This window comes from Arenibacter sp. 6A1, assembly GCF_012272855.1.
GTDB lineage: Bacteria > Bacteroidota > Bacteroidia > Flavobacteriales > Flavobacteriaceae > Arenibacter.
Window position 1 is genome coordinate 217,508 of sequence record NZ_JAAXCQ010000006.1, and the last position, 18,798, is coordinate 236,305.

At 40.7% G+C, this 18,798-nt stretch carries 9 protein-coding genes and 1 riboswitch; of the genes, 2 read left to right on the forward strand and 7 right to left on the reverse strand.

Features of this window, described 5'->3' with window-relative positions:
- Nucleotides 1–234 precede the first annotated feature (234 nt).
- On the forward strand, nucleotides 235–1,035 hold the full coding sequence (locus tag HCG49_RS07475) for an aspartate dehydrogenase domain-containing protein (RefSeq protein WP_168468908.1): 801 nt from the start codon (nucleotides 235–237) through the stop codon (nucleotides 1,033–1,035).
- Here the strand turns inward: HCG49_RS07475 and HCG49_RS07480 are convergent.
- The 6 genes from HCG49_RS07480 to HCG49_RS07510 form a co-directional block, all read right to left on the reverse strand.
- Nucleotides 1,022–1,933 carry an NAD(P)-dependent oxidoreductase gene (locus HCG49_RS07480; RefSeq protein ID WP_168468909.1) on the reverse strand — a complete coding sequence of 304 codons (912 nt, stop codon included), beginning with the start codon at nucleotides 1,931–1,933 and terminating at the stop codon, nucleotides 1,022–1,024. The two genes, HCG49_RS07475 and HCG49_RS07480, sit on opposite strands and share 14 nt — an antisense overlap.
- A 321-nt stretch (nucleotides 1,934–2,254) precedes the next feature.
- Nucleotides 2,255–3,820: a DUF5074 domain-containing protein gene (locus tag HCG49_RS07485; RefSeq protein WP_168468910.1), complete on the reverse strand. Its 1,566-nt coding sequence runs from the start codon at nucleotides 3,818–3,820 to the stop codon at nucleotides 2,255–2,257.
- Between the two features lie 28 nt (nucleotides 3,821–3,848).
- Nucleotides 3,849–5,399 (reverse strand): PKD-like domain-containing protein, encoded by a 1,551-nt coding sequence (locus HCG49_RS07490; protein ID WP_205764357.1) that lies wholly within the window; start codon nucleotides 5,397–5,399, stop codon nucleotides 3,849–3,851.
- A 16-nt stretch (nucleotides 5,400–5,415) separates the two neighbouring features.
- The gene (locus HCG49_RS07500) at nucleotides 5,416–6,567 is read right to left on the reverse strand and encodes a YncE family protein (RefSeq protein ID WP_168468911.1); all 1,152 of its coding nucleotides are present in this window, start codon (nucleotides 6,565–6,567) and stop codon (nucleotides 5,416–5,418) included.
- A 31-nt stretch (nucleotides 6,568–6,598) separates the two neighbouring features.
- Nucleotides 6,599–8,650 carry a TonB-dependent receptor gene (locus HCG49_RS07505; RefSeq protein WP_240938650.1) on the reverse strand — a complete coding sequence of 684 codons (2,052 nt, stop codon included), beginning with the start codon at nucleotides 8,648–8,650 and terminating at the stop codon, nucleotides 6,599–6,601.
- A 100-nt stretch (nucleotides 8,651–8,750) separates the two neighbouring features.
- A riboswitch (cobalamin riboswitch) is annotated at nucleotides 8,751–8,982 on the reverse strand.
- A 342-nt stretch (nucleotides 8,983–9,324) separates the two neighbouring features.
- Entirely contained in the window at nucleotides 9,325–15,063 is a 5,739-nt protein-coding gene (locus tag HCG49_RS07510; RefSeq protein ID WP_168468912.1) for a chondroitinase-B domain-containing protein, read from the reverse strand.
- A gap of 540 nt (nucleotides 15,064–15,603) precedes the next feature.
- On the opposite strand from HCG49_RS07510, the gene HCG49_RS07515 reads away from it, so the two are divergent.
- Nucleotides 15,604–17,637, forward strand: a complete 2,034-nt coding sequence (locus HCG49_RS07515; protein ID WP_168468913.1) for an LTA synthase family protein — start codon at nucleotides 15,604–15,606, stop codon at nucleotides 17,635–17,637.
- Here the strand turns inward: HCG49_RS07515 and HCG49_RS07520 are convergent.
- On the reverse strand, nucleotides 17,634–18,797 hold the full coding sequence (locus tag HCG49_RS07520; RefSeq protein ID WP_168468914.1) for a hypothetical protein: 1,164 nt from the start codon (nucleotides 18,795–18,797) through the stop codon (nucleotides 17,634–17,636). The genes HCG49_RS07515 and HCG49_RS07520 overlap by 4 nt on opposite strands.
- Nucleotide 18,798 lies beyond the last annotated feature (1 nt).

The window sequence follows — 18,798 nt, forward strand, 5'->3', positions numbered from 1 at the left end:
TTTTTAAGGCCGTTTTTTGCTTTTGGAAGAATATGATGTTTATGTGAATTTTTTGCGTTAGGGATAGCGGCGGCATCCCCGCAGCGGAGCAAGGGATATAGCCAATAGCCCGCCCGACGTAGGAGGGAACGCCCAAATTATTATTATTATTATTATTTTAATGGTCAATTGGCATTTTTTAAAAGCAATTACCAAGGGTTGTTTTGGGTAAAAAAAGGCAGTATATTAGACCGTATGAAAACACATACACTTGCCATTGTAGGCTGCGGAAAACTTGCACAAATAGTTACGGAAGCCTTAAATTCCGGACTATTGCCCCATTACCAATTGATAGGAACTTATTCTCGCTCCTTTGAAAAAGCATCACATATAGCCAACCTGGTATCCAATGTACAACCCGATGTATCCTGCACGGCCTGTACATCTATAGAAGCCTTATTGGCCCTAAAACCGGACTATATTATTGAAGCGGCATCCCCGGATTCCCTACGCGAACTAGCCTTGCCTGCTTTAAAGAACGGATCTAATATTGTAACCCTTTCCATAGGGGCCTTGGCCGATACGGAATTCCATGAAGCGGTGAAGAAAACCGCCAGTGAAAACAATACTCGCCTGCATCTGGTATCTGGCGCTATCGGTGGTTTTGATGTTATGCGAACAATTTCCCTAATGGAGCCTTGTACTGCTTCTTTTGATACCGAAAAGAGTCCAAATTCCCTGAAAAACACTGCTGTATACGACGATTCGCTACAAACAGAACAACGAAAGGTTATGGAGGGGAATGCAAAGGATGCCATTGCTCTTTTCCCCTCCAAAGTAAATGTGGCCGTTGCCGCTTCGCTTGCTACGGTAGGTCCTACAAACATGAAGGTTTCGGTGACGTCTACACCAGAGTATGTAGGGGACAGGCACCGTATAGAGGTGAAAAGCGAACAGGTGCACGCCGTGGTGGATGTATACAGTAAAACCTCTCAGATTGCGGGTTGGAGCGTTGTGAATACCTTGCGAAATATTATTTCGCCTATCGTTTTTTAAGATACGACTCAATATTGGCCAGCACTTTTTTGCTTAGTCTGTCAAAGGCCTGTCGCGTTCGACCGACTGAAACGTTCATGCAATAGACATTGGGGTGGTTTAAAAAATCTTCGTTGCCCAGAGCCCCAATGGTATCGGCGTAAATTCTATTGTCGTTGTTAATCCATGTGGCAAAAGGAGTTTCGTCCCAAGCAGGGGACAGGCCGGTATTGATTAGGATTTTGCGGTTTCCCAATTGTTGAAATTCGGCTTCGTGTAAGAGGACCGTATTTTTATTGAGGCAGGTGATCACTACTTCACTTTCAGAAAGCAAGGTGCCCAATGGCAAAAAACGATATCCTTTTGCTTGGGCGTCTTGTTTTTCACTGCGCGAATAATAGGCAATATGGGCACCAAAGAAATGAAGGGCATCGGCCACCATGCCACCGGAGGCTCCCAAACCTACAATCCCTACTTTGGTACCTGTAATTTCCCTGGGTACGCCGTCCCATGGGGTCTCTGGGCTTCCGTTGGGCTTAGTGCCAAAACCGTGTAGGCAGCGAACCAGCTCACTAACGACATATTCTACCACTCCTTCATCGCCATAATCGCGAATTCCGGTAACGGTGATGCCTCGTTTATTGGCATACGGAATATCTACATTGGCACTTTCTGGAGAATACAAAGAACAGCACATTCCTATATACGCTACATTTGGACAGTTTTCCAAGGCACCGGAACCAAGGTTGGAAGTGTAACTTAACAACACCGCGTCTGCATCGCCAATGCGCAATGCCATTTCTTCATCGCTTTTAGGGATGTCCTGGTACAATACCACTTCTTTTGCGTAGTGGTGAAGTTCTCTTTCTGCCGAGGGAATTAAATTTAACGGCTCTATGGCCACAAGTTTATTAAACATATTGTTACGCTTTTTGTTGAATCTGGTTTAATCAATGAGTATAAACTAACTTTTTGGGAATTACAAGTTTAATGTCATTAAAACCTATATCGTTCTTTTATTGGGATAGCCCCGGATCTTATTTTTCTAAGCCCAGGGTTGATGTCGTCTTATTTGGGAGTTGATCAACGTAATTAGTAGGGTTGTAGAAGTGCTGTATTTTAAATATGGATTGGCGGTGAGACGTAAGGATAACGGTTTATGCCCAATAAAAAAGGCATTAACCACGGAGACTGTTCCGTGCTTAATGCCTTAGGTTTTTCTGTTTTTTACTTCTTAATTCTAAGTAAAAACGATGATTGCCGGGAACCAATAGTGTTCATAAAATATATTTTTCTTCAACGCCCCTGTAGTACCATCATAAAAATAAAGGTTGTTTTTGGCGGCAGAAGTTCCCCAACCGTCTATAGTGGTTACCACAACCTGATTGTTCCTTGGGTCTACATTAATACCCGCACCATAGATCATTCTGCCCGAAGGTACCGTAAACAAAGGCGAATTAAGGGAATTTGGATCTCCGATAACATATTTATAAACCTTTAACCCATTGACAAAATAAAGGGCATTTTCTTGTTTAGAGGCCGAAAGGGAACTAGCGGTCCAAACCCAAGCGTTGTGGGAGACACTTACACCTGTAGGCATTGCGATAGTTTCCATTTCTAAGGTGTAAGGGTTAATCTTCAATAGGGAATTGCCATTAGCACTCCATACCATGCCATCTTTGCTTACTGCCAGTCCGCCTTTGGCGCCATCGTAGGTTTTATCAATTGCCCAGGTGTCGGTATTAATAACATAAATTTTACCCTTTGCAACGGCAAACACGTACTGTCTGTATTGTAGTAACTCTCCAACCTCTCCGGTAATACCATCAATTTTATCTCCTAAGCTAAGGGGATTTAAGTTTAGCTTGTAGATGCCATTGGCAGTGCTGACCAATCCAAGATCGGCTGTTACCCCGCAAAACGCTCGTCCGTCGCTGGCTAGTTTGTTAAAGTTATCTATTCGACCGGTCTCTTTCATGGTTTTGGCATCGGCCACTACCAAAGCCCCTTGTTTAGAAATTATATACAATTGTTGGTTGTATATAGCGGCGTATTGCGTAGTATTCCCTAGCGTACTTCCCGGATTGGCATTCGCAAACACTTTTGTTTCTATGTCATTTGATCCGTTTCTAAAAAAGTTTACACTTCCTGTTTCCTGTCCAAACCAACCTTCATTTACAATAAAGAGACCGCTAGTATATTCTATGGTGGCTGTTTCCTCCATAGGTACCGTAATTTGGGTATCATTACTGAATTTAAATATCATGTTACCGTCCTCAACAACGATTCCGGTAATAGAGGGAGCATTTTCTCCATCATTTCCATCTGCACCGTTATTTCCGTTGGTGCCATCCGTCGCTTCAGCCTTAACTCCTGTATTTTCGCCATTGATATACCAATATCCCTCTACAATGGTAATTTCGGGCGTTTGGCCATCCAGACCATTTTCTCCTGTTGCTTTTATTCCGCTATCCTTGCCGTCTATCAACCAGTTACCATTATCAGCCAAGCTAAAAACAGGGGTGTGGCCGTTGGTAAGGTCTACTGTACTTCCATCGGAAAAAATAATAGTGTAACCATCGACATTGTCCTCTACCGAATCGACGGTTAATTTATTTTGAAGGGCATTAAGAAGGGTTTCATAATTTTTTAATAGGGCTGCCTGCAGTTCTTGTTCTTCCTTTAGGGCTTGTTGCTCTTGGGACAAGAGCTCATACTTGCTGTTTAGATCGTTAATGTCTTCTTGGTTGCACCCCGTTAATAGAATTAGTGATGCAAATACTAATAAGGATAATAATTTTCTCATTTTACTTACTGTTGTTTATATGTGTGGTTTACTCTAAATTCAAATCTTTAAATCCGGATACCTCCGTAGAAACTTCTCCCAGCCAGCCTGCTTCGGCACGATTGGCGGTATATACCTTTATAAAATCGATGCCTTGTAATGCGACACTTTCGCCATCTTTGTCTACGGCCCAACTGATATCAATATGTCCTTTTGCGTCGTTATTGCCCCAGTTGTCCGTATAGCCATACTCATAGGCCGGGTTTGCCCAATTGGTGCCTTGGCCGGATTGGTCAACTACGTTCGATTTTAAGAAGGTCCCTTTTAAGGTTATCCTATCGCCTTTCCAAAGGGGGTAGTATGACTGTTTATGAAAACTGTTTTTGGAGACATAACCGGTTTCCCCTTGGTTATCGGTCCATTTTATATAGTTGGGCTCATTGGGATCCTCGGGTTCGGTCGCTGGTTTATAATATGTAATCTCATAGTTTTTGATGGTGCTTGGTTTTTGGTGTTCCGAACCTTGAATTTCGAACCATTGGTCATCTGGTTTTCCATTGCCATTGGCATCGTAAGAAACCATTACAATACCTGGTTCTGCCCAGTTGGAATAAGCATTGCCCAACACTACAAAATCATTTCCTTCCCTGTTTACGATAGTATGGTCAAAGCCCATAACCACATAGCCTCCATAGCCACCCAGGGTTATGATGTTGTTACTGCTCAAGGCGGTTTCTGCTTTTATTCGCATAGATTCGTCCGTGTCCTGGTCGGTAGCCGCTGGCATGCTATTTATAAACTGTCCTGGAGCAGGAAAGTAATCGAATACTTGGGTGATTTTGTTTTCGTAGGTTTTTGCCTCTACCGTTAGGGTGAAGGTTTCTGAATTTTCGCCCACTCCGTTTTTTGCCCTGAATTCTAGTGTATAGCTGCCTGTTTCGGCAAATACATAATGTAGCTCTAAGGATTTTGAAACCTCCGTACCATTTACCAACCAGATATAGCTGGCCCCATCAGGATTTTTTATCTGTGGTAGCAGTCGAAACCACTGCCTTTGGTCTATTGTGTAGCCTTCCGCAGGTTGTGATAGGGTTATTTCGGGAGCGCTTGCTTGTATAGATAGGGTACGGCCATCGGCAAAAGTGAAGGTCATCATGCCATTATCTAATGCTATAGCAGTAATGTTCGAGGCATCTTTGCCATACTGACCTGTGGCCGAAGCTTGAGTATCGACCCCATTAATCCACCAATTGCCATTTTCTCCGATGACAATTTCCGGGGCTTTTCCAGGCTCCCCTTGTGCCGATTTTCCGGTGTCGACCCCATCGATATACCAATTTCCGTTGGCTCCAATTTCTATAAAGGAAGAAGTGTTGCGGACATTTAATTTAGAGCCATCGCTCATACTGATGAGGTATCCACCGTTTGTTGATTCGTAACCAACGATATACAGTCGCTTGTTTAGTACCTCTAGCAAGTTTTCGTATTGAGCCATTCGCTCCTTTAGTTCGGAGATATCTTCCTTTAGGCTCTTGATATCGTCTAAATAACATCCTGACAAGAGTAGGATGGCAGCTACTGCAAATAGTATTTTTCGCATGATAAATGAATTGAGGTTATTGTTGTGTAGTAGTGGTTACTTTAAAGGCCAAATGTGCGGGAATATCTCCTGTTGTTACTTGAAATTTAATGTCACCGTTTTTATCGATACAGTATAAGGTGCCCGGGGAAACATAATCGCCGGCATCGGTAACATAAATATTTTGTGATACTGGATCTACCGCAATGCCATAGGGAGTTTTTATAGCATCTATCACAGATTGAGGAAGAAAGCTGTCTACTAACAGGGTTTCGTTCTTTACATCTATTAGGGAATAGTTAATTTTCCAATCAAAGGTTTCGTAACTAAATTCGGAACCAATAATATAGGCGGTATCCCTCACAATGGTAAAATTGGATGTTGCTAGGTCGAAGCTCTTTTTTACCGAATCGGTCTTGGTATCGATTACAAAAAGCTTGGACGGGGTTTGGTAATAATCGCCACGGGAGCTTACATATAAATCCCCGTAGTCATCTGCTTTGAGTCGGTTCAGGTTAATGGCAACATCAATATCCTTGGTTTTTGTAAAACTCTTAAGATCTATAACAGAAACTGTTCTTTCGTAGTTAGGCGGGCTGTATCCCCCTGAATTGGCCACGTACAATTTATCGCCCACTACGGCCATTTCTTCAGGCTGTCGGCCTACCTTAACGCTGCGTTTTATATCTAGGGAGAGGGTGTCAATTTCCGCAATAAACCCATTAGGGGAGTTATCGCCCAATTGCGCCTCGCCATCATAGGCGCTAACATAAGCATTGCCCTTGGCAAAGGTTATATAGCGAGCGTTTTTTACATCAATGACCTGTAGGCGTTTGTTGGTCTTAACATCCATAACCTCTACCTTGTTAGAGTTGTTGATGACGGCGTAGAGTTTGTTTCCATAAATGCCAATATCGTTCCCTACATCGCCCAAGCCTAGGGTAGCCCCTGGGTTTGCCTCCCCATAAACATTACGGCGATAGCTTCCGGTAGCGTAATCATAATAATCCAAAGAAGCCTTGTTCATATTCATATTGCCTTCGTTCAGCAGATAAAATCCTTCTACCGTGGTTACGGTTTGTGGAGGCAATATTTCTTCTTCTTCCGGAATAATATAGTCGTCTTTTCTACATCCGGTTAGGGTAATGGTAGCGAAAGCCAATACCATGGATAATTTGTTAGTGTTCATATTTGCGTTGTTTAATTTTAGTGATGGTAAGCTATAGTTCAATAGATAGATTGACGTTGTAATTCCTTCCAGGCATGGGGAAGTTCAATACTACGTCATAGTATTGATTAAAGAGGTTGTTCACTTCCGCGCCTACTTTTACGGGGAGTTTTAAAAATGTACCCTCCCAATTCAGTGCGAGATCGCTGGTATACCAGGGCTGTACATAGTTGACGGGGATGTTGGCTTTTTGACTGTATCGTTCGCCCGTATATATAAAACTGTAGTTGATTTGCCAGTTTTCCCAATTGATAGAGGAGGTGAGGGTTGCAGTATGTTCTGGGGCATACGGAATTTGATCCCCGTGGGTGCTGCCGTTTGGCGTTATGTCTATGGCTTCCTGGTAGGTATAGTTAAGACCAAGGTCTACAAATACATTTGATGACAGTTTAAAGCCAAGATCTGTAGTTGTTTCCAGGCCCCTGATATCTACTTCGCCTAGATTCAGCATGGTCCAACGGAATAAATTTGATGAAGGCATGGCTACGATTTTATCTTTCACACGATTGTAGTACACATCGGCTTGTACAGCGGCCGATTGTAAAAACCCAGCTGTTTCCATCATCCATGTTGCTCCTATATCGTATTGGGTAGTAAATTCTGGGCGTAAGGAACTATTGCCAATAAAGGTGTAATACAGGTCGTTGAAGGTAGGCATGCGGAACGATTCTTTGTAGAAGGCCCTGAACCTAAAGTCTTTCGTGTTAAAGGGCTGTGCCGAGGCCGATATGACGGGGCTTAAAATACTTTGGTTATCGCCCTGTTGATAGTGTTTTACCTCTTCTTTTATATATCCGGCCAAAAGGTTGGTCTGTAGTTCTAATCGTTCCCACTTCAAGTGGCTAGACAGCGCACCCAAATAAGAATAACGGGTGGGGTAGGGAAAACGATAGAGATTGGCCGTAAGCGTATTTAGGGAAAAATCGGTTGCCAAAGATATATCCCACCATGGTCTTAGGGAGTATTGGTTCACTAAGGAAGCGTAGAGTTCTTTTTGGTAATATTTGTTGTCAAGGGCCCCTTCATTGGTTTTGTAATCGGGGTCTAGATACCGGCTGTAATCCCTACTAAATTTGATATTGGCAAGCAGGTGATGTTTCTTAGAGAAAGAATTGTACAAGGAACCGTGTACAAAGAAGTTTCTGTCCCATTGGCGCTGCACATGATGGTAACGGTTGGCCACTATGGCCCCGGGGAGTCCACGCTCTGAATCGTAGTAATAGGTTTTTAAATGTGCCTGTCCCGTTTTTCCCAATGTTGCGTGAAGGGTCACCTCGGTACGGAGGGAGGTAATATCGCCATTTTGTCGAATGGCAGTGGTATCATAACCCCCTTCTTTTCGATAGTTATAGGCATAACGTCCGTGTGCCTTTACCCATTCTGAACTGGCAGAAAGGGAAAGGCTAGGGGATAGCTTTTGTTGATATAGTAGGGAGGGATTGACCAGTCCGAAGGAACCCGTTTTAAAGGCTGTTTTTAGACGATGGCTTTCGCCTTCGGAAAATTGTGGTGCCTTGCTTTTTAAAAAAAGGGTATTGGAAGAGAAAAAACCTCGTGCAGGCTGAAAAATAGTAGCTTTTTGTCCGTTATAAAGTTCGATGGATTCAATATTGTCCAGAGAAAATTTCCCAAGATCTACCTGTCCGTTTTGGGCGTTTCCCACACTCATGCCATCATAGAAAACTGCCGTATGGGCACTTCCTAGGCTGCGGACGTTTATGGTTTTGATACCACCAATACCCCCATAATCCTTGAGTTGTACCCCAGAGAAATACCGAATAGCATCGGCAACGGAAAGACTGTTCAGTTTCTCGAGTTTCTTCCCGCTTAAAATCTGGACGGGCATGGGCGATGCTAAAGCAAACTTGGCTTTGGTGGCGGTAACAATAACCTCACCCAAGGCAAAGCCCTTAATAGTGTCCAAGCTGTCCTTGGAATTGCCAGGGATTTCCTGGGCAAATGCCGGATTCAAAAATGAAAATATCATCAGAGATAAGAGCATAGAAACCCTTACCCATAAACGTTTGTGTTTATAGAAATACATAAAAAACTATTTGATTAGTACCAAATAGCTTCAATGGAGAAAATGAAATCAAATGTATGCAATAACTGCATTTGGTTTCAAAGCCTTATTCCACGAAAGCTTTAAAATTGTACGCATTGGCAGGTATCCTGACTTATTCCCATTTTGAACGGCCTTCCCACATCTAACAGATGCAGTGGCAAAAGATAAACCTCGAAAAACTTTGTGAGCATCGGGGCTGTCAAAATGTTGCATGGAACTTACAGTAACGGGATTGTTCAGGATTTTCACCTGATTCCCTCTTAGTCGACTACACCGAAAAGTGCAGCTGAACCATTGCGGCTGCAAACATACTTAAACTCTTTATGATTATGGGCTTGTTTATGGAATGAATTTTAGTTAAGATTTTTTACGATTCTGAGAAATTTGATCAACATCTGCACATTCCATATTCGGATGGGTTTGGTTCCATGGAAATATAGAGAACAAGAGAATTACTCTCAGCTTTTTGAACGTCTCACAGTTAATTAGAAAAGAAATGACCGGTCTTTTATCTCAAAAGGCTGGTCATTTCCAGTAGCAATCTCAAAAACAAGTTTTGAGATATAAATATTATAGGATGGCTATTTCATGAGCTAAGATTTTACTTGTTTTTCTGGAACGGGGTATATGTTTACATTCTTTAATCCGCTGCATTACTCTTTAATAAACTGTTCGGAGTACTTTTTTCCGTATTCATCCCAAATATTAAGGATATAAAACCCTTCCATTAATTCTTCTACTATAATCTCTATTTCCTGGGAGTTTAGATCTGACTCTGAAAGCTTTACCTGATTCCCATAGTCATATATGGTGTAGCTGTTTATTTTTTTATTTAATTGAACGGTAAGGGTATACGTTGTAGGGTTCGGATAATAAACTATTCCAGATTTTCTTTTAGTAGAAGGGGTAGAATTCTGGTCATTTTTTGAGGTAACTACAACATTGACGCTATCCGATGCTCCTGTTCCCTCATCCTTCAGTGTTATGGTTGCCTTGCCAACAGCAACAGCTGTCGTTACGCCTTCCTGATCTACGGTGGCTACTGACTTTTTATTAGAGCTCCAAACCAAGTTTACATTTGCGGCATTGTTTGGTGTTGCAAACCCGTTAAAATCATAAGTTTCCCCTACTGCAATTTGTCTATTGGAATGAGGGGTTATATGCACCTTTTTAACTTTTTTAGATTTTAATAAAGTAACCTCTACTGGCATAGCGTTCTTTACGGTAAACTGATAAGTAGTTGTACTATCCGTGATATTTAGTTGGGACACTTCCGAACTAGGTTTGTCGAGCGTCCATGCTCCATGCAAGGTCAATACTATATTCTTGATCAATGCCGGTTGGTTAGATCTGGATTCAAAACCAAGGTCTGGATCGGTTATGGCCAGTAAAATATGTTCCGAATCCAATTCTTGGTACATTACTAAACAAGGTGCATCGTTACCCTTTATAAGTCCGTTTTCGTGATTTAGCGCTGTGGATGGCTGGAATAGGGAATACCCCCATACAGCACTTTCATGGTGTTTAACCACATGGCGATCTGAAGATTTTTCCAATACCATGTACGGCTTTTTCCGGGCAATGACCTGCATATCGGAGGCAGTGGCATTGGGCCGTATCACATATTCATAAGCTGCATTGGCAGGATTGGTGCCATGGTCTATAAACCCTAATGTATACGTATCTATGGCATTGTTGTGATATGCACTAGGGTCGGTCTGGTTTTCGTTGGGTGTTTGTTGATTCCCTTTTCTTATTTTTAACTCCCCACTACCAGATACCACATAAAAACCGGTGTTGTAGTCGCTTATAACCCAGTTGTCTTGCGTTCCAGAAAAGCTATTGTCACCAGTATTAAAGAAGCTAGAATTTACGGTGGCACCGCTCTGGGTATTTGCCAAACGTTGGTATAAAGTGGTTACGGTTGAATGCGTATTATCGTTATTGGATATACCCGATCCTAGACATACGATGAAGTCATCAAAGGCAAAGTTCGATTTCTTAAATGTAAAACTAGCATTATGGGAATTGGGGCCAAAAGTGGTTCCGAAACCTTGGTTTTCCATTTCTTGAAAGTCCATCGTGAAGATGCCATAGGTGCCGTAATTTTTTTCTAGAGCACCCACTTCTTTACCTTTATTCTTTAAGGCTAGGGCTCCTACAAAGCGTTTGTGCTGCAATTCATCTATACGCGATCGTTCCCCATGTAGTTTATCCCAAGGTAGAACTATTGTAGTAGCCCCGGGATTGTAATTCCAGTTCCATGTATCGGCATCAAAACCATTTTCACCAAGAGCGGTGCCTTTAGGATATATTATCTCCAACGTCCCATAGCTTTGATACCGTCCATAACGGTTATTGGTAGGGTAAAGTTCCGAGCCCCACATATAGTTGCTGAAACCATTCATTACCGCAACCCAATTATCTTTTCTGTATACACCAAAATGACCATGGTTAAATTGGATAAAACCCTCTTCGAAAGGGGTGCTATTAACGTAATTGAATGCTGGCTTACTGCCCCATACCCTGTTGTGATACCCGGCTAAAAGTGGATCGGCAGTAGCAAGACCCATAATTTTACCGCCACTGATCGCTAGTTTAGATATTTGCTCTTTTCCTGTGGTTACCTTCCTTAGGAACGGTTTTCTGCCGGCCATAGATAATGCCCTGGTCTGTGTGTCATTAGAAAACATTTTTTGCGCATAAATAGCATTCCTGAGTACTAAGTAATACTCCTCTTCTATTTGAAAGCTTGTATCGTTAAATGCCTCGATGATGTTAATGGCGGCAGTTAAGGCATACATATAACCGTCGTAGGCAGTCCAATGATGAAATCCAGTTCCATCGGGTTTAACACCATCCTCAGTACCATCGGAATAGGTAAGAAAACGCTCCATAAAACGTTTCCCGCCTTTCATGTAACGTACTTTTTCCTCATCGTTATCCGGATATCTAAAAATCCCATACAAGATCATTTGCTCCCCCATATTGTACATCCAATCGGTATTATATCCTTGCCCTTTTTGGAAGTCGCCCCAAAACCCTTTAAAATTTCTTGTTTGAGCATCAAGAACATAAGCAAATTGATCCTTTATAGAATCGGGGAGATGGTCTTTGAGATACATAGTAGGACGAGAAAAATATTTAAAATCATAGGCATTTTTATCTAATAATATGGTTCCACGACAGAATTGCTGGGAGACTAGCGCTACTACATTGGATGCTTTTTCCGCTATGTCGGTATCGTTAGAATCTATGAATTTAAGGTATCTGGCAAAAGCCAATACTATAGGTCCTGCCTCCTTAAACGATGTATTATTTCCATTGACGACATAGGCATCTGTTGTAATATTTAGATTGTCATAATCGATCAATGCTTGTTTCATTTGTTTTTGAAATTGTCCTGAAGGTATCGATCCTAAATAGGTGTCAGATAGTGTATTGTAAACCTGTTCGGCCGCTGTTCCTTCCTGCGCTGTCACAGCAGATAAAGGGATATCGGGGGTTACATTGGCACCTTGTGCACATTCTGGATCTAAGGCTGGTGGGACGACTTCCCTATTCAAGAATACACCGTTTATAGTGGCCCAATCTATGCTAAACCTCCGAACGGGATTGCCGTCGTCTGCTCTTAGATAACGTAGTTGTAACTGATCTCCTTCATCCCTAGGTCCTGTTATATGTGATAACGTTATTGTAGTAGATGAATTTGGAGGGATTAGAAGGGCATCGGTGCTAGCCAGTATCAAATTGTCTATACTATTAAAAAGTTGAATTTTTACCTTTACATAAGAGTTTTTACTGTTAAAAACAGCCGTTTCGATCTCCAGAGATTCTTCTAAGTTCATCGAACAATCAAACGCATAGAAGATGCCCTGATCTACTTCAGTGCCATAGGTTAGGGAAACGACTTCCAAACCACCGTCATTTTGACCGTCCCCGTTATCAACATCCTTGGTCACGGGATTTATGGTTACATCCCCAATGCGGTCCCATCCCGGTTCGCTACCGGTTTGGTTGAAACAGGAAGTGACCTGAGGTTGGCCAATAGTTATGTCATCAATATGGAAATTTCTGGAGGCATTTGTACTACCATCGGAAGTGGCTTTAAAGGCAATTCTGGTACCAGCCTTTCTGTAAGGGTTTAGGTCAATACTTTCCGAAGAATATCTTTGATAATCGGCGGTAGAAGGTAGTGTATAATCTAACTGGGTCCACTGGGTGGTGGTTACATCGCCGGTAAAAGCTGTTGTTATCCAAAGGGTCATCTCATTAGCATTAACAGTACCATATCTAAAGGCAGACAGGAAAGAGAGTTCTATATCATCGGTGGTTTCCATATCTAGAGAAGGAGAAATCAACCAGTTTTCCGTTGTACTACCATAATCCTTATTACTGACAATCCTAGCGTATTTTCCATTGACATCACTTCTATATTCCCATTTACTAGCCCCTCCAGCAACCTGTACGGAGGTCCATTGGCCCAAACTCCCTGCTTCAAAATCTTGTGAATGGGGGAGGCTAAGAAGTTCAATTATTTTAATGGAATCTATTCGCCAATTTCTAGAAGCGTTATTAGTACCATTGGCCATAGCTTTAAAAGCAATCGTGATTTGTCGGTTTTTATAGCTGGTCAGATCCAAGGTGATAGTACTGCTGGGAACTTCCCAAGAGGATGCTGGAGAAGGTAGTACAAAAGGTAACTGCGTCCAATTGGCGCTTGCAAGGTCCCCATTATAATCGGTAGAAACCAATACCTGTAGCTCGTTGGCGCTATTGGTACCATACCTATGTAGAAGGTCGAAGGACATTTGAATATTGTTCGTCGTCGTCAGATTTATTTTTGGGGATAATAGCCAATCTTCATTGGTTTCCTTATTGCCTTTGAATTCTGCAAAACCATTACTATTGTAAATTTGATGTGACCAATCGCTATTGCCCGAAACACTTACTGGAATCCAAGTGTCCAATCCATTTTTGAAATCCTGTTGCAATGGAATGCTAATAATTGTAGGTTCTGTACTTGCGACTATCCAAGATGGTCCTACGTCATTAATGTTGAGCGGATCTACAGCAGGTCCTTTTTCAGTAGCACTATATATGGTATATCCGTTTTTAGAAACTGGAGTTAAATTTGGATCAATAGCCGAGATGCCATTGGGTATAGGGGTAATACCAATATTCTGATATACCTTATTGGAGGCATAGGTTACGGTGGGTGTTCCGCCAAAAAACCCTATCTGTTCTTTATTGGAATTTTCATAAATGTAATTTCCCTTAATGGTAATATTGGAGGGTATAATATTTTTTGTGTTGCCCTGGCTGTCGGTTTCCCCATAATTGGTTCCTAAAGCTAAAGCATTATAATTTTTATTGGTTTGATAAATAATATTATCGGTAATGGTAATATTGTTGACTCGCTCGTGCAAAGAAGAATCAAGATTTCCCGAACCAGCAGTAAGACTAATAGCACCACCATCGGTTTCTTTTGGTTTTGTTTGATGAAAGTAATTGTTCAGAATTTGATGATCTTCACCCCAAATGCGAAGGTCAACCCCATAGGGCAATGAACTGTCCGTATTTAAAAAGTAATTATCCTGAATCGTATTGTTACTATAATGTCGACAGGTAACACTACCATGACAATTTAAAAAGGTATTGCCTTCTATTATATTGTAGCTGCTTTTAAGGGAGATAATTTCGTCCTCCCCATTATATTCATAAAACAAATTACCGCGAATAATATTAGATCCCTTGAGGTTCTGTGGTCTTAATCCGGAACCAAAACGAATGGCCGATGAGCCGTTTCCAACTCCTTGATCTGACTTGAAAAAACAGTTTTCAATAAGATTAAAGGTGCCTGTACTGCCATCTGGAATATTACCATAAACTTTAATGCCGTCGTTTTCAGGACCTTTCGATTCTAGCCAACACGCACGTACGATACAATTTTTGGCTTCAGCCGTTCTAAAATAAATATACCGATGCTTTGAAACGCTTCCATTACTGATATTAATCATTCTGACATCTTCTATGGTATTGTTTCCTTTTTTTATTAAGATAACCGTATCCTCATTCGAAGCATTGATGGAACTACCATTGAAATCGAACCCGACTAATTTTACATAACTAGCGTTTAACACTATTCCTGCCGAACCGGTAAATATTGCTTTACCGGGATTTAAAGCTTTTATGGTAATAGGATTATCAGCAGTTCCCGATTGGGAAATATTTAAAATAAAATCGTCAGAATAGGTTCCGTTTTCCAATTCAATGACATCACCGGGTTGGGATGCTGAAATCAGGTTTTGTAATAGATTGATGTTGTTTACAGTTTGACCGTAACTATTGTAAAATAAGAGTAGAAGTAGTAGGTTTATATAGTTTTTCATAATAGGTTGGTTTAATCTTTTAAATTTTCTGCTAATACAATTTCTTGTTGGTAGGCTTTGTGGTAGGATGGAAGATAAGCCTTTTGTAGGCCGACCGAAATAGTGGCTTATTCAAGCTTTTAATTGGGAAAAGAGCTTTAACTATTGTTAAGAAACAGGGTCGTAGATCAGTATTAAGATAAATGATAGGATGAAGTTTTTCATGGTGTTCTAATATTATGGTTAGCATTGTTTTACACTTTTTTTGGACAAACCTATTTGATTATAAAATTCCTGTTTTTTTTATAAATAAAGGGGGGGTATGGGGTGTTAAAAGAGGGGGATGTTGTTCTATTTCAGGTAGTTTTTAAAAAATAAATGGCAGAAGCGTTGTTTGTTTTACAAGTGACACTGCCCAGAAGATATTTTAAGAATACAAACTATATTTGTCAGATTAGATATCCTTAGGGCTTTAATGCTTTATAGCAATTATTTATATTGTAAATTTCAATCGAAAAATTAGCAGGCCTTACTGTATTAAGTCAATAATTTAAAGTTCCCATGACCCTACATAATTTAAAATCTACCCTCTTAAAAGCTGTTCAATCCTTTAGTGTTTATGCTCTTATTGCGTTGTTTTATTTAGGGGTGGTTAGCGCACTAGAACTCCTTTTGTATAAGCTAAGTCATTTTTTGCCGGAGGGGTACTTGAGCCTGTTGAGCGCTAGTTTAATTATTGATAGTGTATTTTGGTTGCAATGGATTTTTATCCCCGGTCTTATTTTTATATTGATGTATGTGCTGCATCAAAAAGTAGCCAGGATCTTGATGGGTACGGTAATAGTATTGTTTTTCGCCATCCACATAGGGCTGATAAGTTACTATAATACATCTCTTGTTTTGCTTGGAGCCGACCTCTTTGGGTATTCTATGGAAGACATTGAACAGACAGTAGGAGCTTCTGGAGGGGTGTCTTTAACTTCTGTATTGGGCTTATTAGTAATCCTAGGCCCGCTGGTGTGGGGACTTTATTTTATTCCTAGAAAATGGAAGGCTCATAACGCCATTGCTATTGCTTTACCTGTACTTTCCGCCCTGGTATATGTTACCGGAATTTTTAAAGTAGCAGCGAATCCTAGATTAAGCTCCGATTTTGCCAATAACTTGGTGACGAATAAATCTGAACATTTTTATAATGAAGCGTCATCATATTTTTTTGATAATGGTTATGAGGTCGATATTTATGCCGATGACTATTTAGGAGGTTTTGAAGATTCGCATTTGGCCGGCTTAAAAACGATAGATTACACAAATGAAGCCTATCCTTTTTTACATTCTAGACCCCAAGACGATGTGCTTACGCCCTTTTTTAAACCAACTGCAAAAGCTCCTAACATTGTTTTTATGGTAGTAGAAGGCTTGGGTAGGGCCTTTACAAATGAAGGGGCCTATTTGGGGAATTTTACCCCCTTTTTAGATTCTTTGTCACAAAAAAGTCTCTATTGGAAGAATTTCTTAAGTAACGGAGGAAGAACCTTTGCGGTTTTACCCTCTTTAGTAGGGTCACTTCCCTTTGCCGAGAACGGGTTTTTAGAGCTTAGGGATAAGATGCCTAAAGAGGCCTCCTTATTGAGCATCTTAAAAAACCATGGGTATGAAACCGCTTTCTATTATGGCGGAGATGCTAGTTTTGATGGAATGAAAGGCTACCTTATAAAAAACGGGATAGATCATATCTATGACGAAGGGACATTTCCTAACACCTATAAAAAACTGCCTGCAAACAATAATTTCAGTTGGGGGTATAGTGATGGGGAATTATACCGCTATTATTTAAACAATCAGAAAGAAGATACTATAGGAAAGCCCCAGCTCAATATATTACTGACCGTTACTACACACAGTCCGTTTTTATTGAACAATATGCAGTTCTATAAAAAGAAATTTGAAGAACGCTTGGATGTATTAGGATTCAATAAAGAAAAAAAGCAGCAATACGGCGTTTATGCAAAGCAGTATGCTACTATACTTTATGCAGACGATGCTATAAGGAATTTTATGGATGCCTATAAAAAACGGGACGATTATGAAAATACTATTTTCCTAATTACCGGTGACCACCGTATTCCGGAGATTCCTATGAGTACCAAAATAGACCGCTATCATGTACCTTTACTGATCTATTCCCCTATGTTAGAACGAACTGCAGAAATAGCCTCGGTTTCCAGTCATTTTGATATCGCACCGAGCCTGTTAAATTATTTAGATAATAATCACCGTCTACAACTTCCTAGTCAGGTGAGTTTTATGGGTAGTGGTTTAGATACCATCCGAGATTTTAGAAATATACATCAAACCCCCTTAATGCAGACAAAAACCGATTTGGTCGATTTTGTAATGGGGAACTACCATCTGAATGGAAACAACTTATTTGAGCTGGATGAGAATATGGGGGAGGTTTTAGTTGAAAATCCTGCAAAAAAGAAGGAGTTACAAGCAGCCTTTGAGGCCTTTAAAAGGCGTAACCGAAAAATCATAGAAAGAGCACCTTTAGTGCCCGATTCTATTTATAAAAAGTACAACGCCAATTATTAATTCTTTTTAGCGAATTCCATTTCGTTTTCCAAAATCTCGGTAACCATTGGTTTGTAAAAATTCCAAAAGAAACTACCGCGTTCCAAAGGGTCCCGATCATCAAAGAAAAATCCTTTAAAAAATCCGACCCCTTTAAAATAAGAGCTGTTTAAGTTAATGGGATTATCGCTAAAGTCGCCCGAAAAGTAGAAAAAACGATAGTCGTCTCCTAAATGTCGGGTAACTGCTGGAAAGGTTTCCGGAATATTATAGGCAGCCAATTCTTTTTTTCCTTCGGGTAATAGGCTTATTTGAAAAGAGGCATCCACAGTATTCACTTCTAAATTAGGCACCATAACGTCGAACCAAAAGGGGTACTTTGTTTTTTCGGGCAAATGCCAATTTGCTTGTCCCTGGGGAGTAGCGTGTATGTAGGGTAATGCATTCTCTACATGTCTTCCCTCTTCTAAAACAACTACTTGATCGCTATCATTAACAAAAACCAGGCCGGCACGGGTAAAGGGCCATTCTCCGTTATGGGATTTTTTGTAATTAGCAATTAACCAGCTAGGGATTTCTAAGTTTATACTAGGGTCCAGATTATTAAAGTACCTGCCTGTCCAACCAGTCCATTGTAATTGGAACAATTTTTCGAACTTCCTGCGGTTTTCGTTACGGGTAGGGGAGCCTATGGTATTAAATTCGGTGATTATGAGTTTATGACGTTCTTTCATAGCCTCTAAAAAACTAAGGTCCTCATCACTTAACCCTCCATAAAGCATCCCGGAACGGGCACTGATTTCTCCTTCCTTATACCATTCATTATTATATATTCCATAAGTATCCGTAAAATAAGCCAAATCGGCATCGGCGCTCAATTTTTTTAATTGTGCCTTTGAAAAACGCTCTAGCCCCTTTAGCTGAAACTCTTCATTTTTTAAGGGAAAAAATCCAAAATAGTCTTTGTTTATCTTATAGGGTTTATCGGTGGTTTTAGTATATCGGTTATTGTTTAAAACCCAATTTAAAGATATGTGCTCTTGTCCTTTGGAGGTTAAAACGGTTTTGTCTACAACGGCTATCACCAACTTTTTTTTAGGCGTAACTAGCCAACCTACCCACATGGCGATGGGAGTTACAATAACTAGAATAAGTAATATACTTAAGATTTTTTTTGCCATA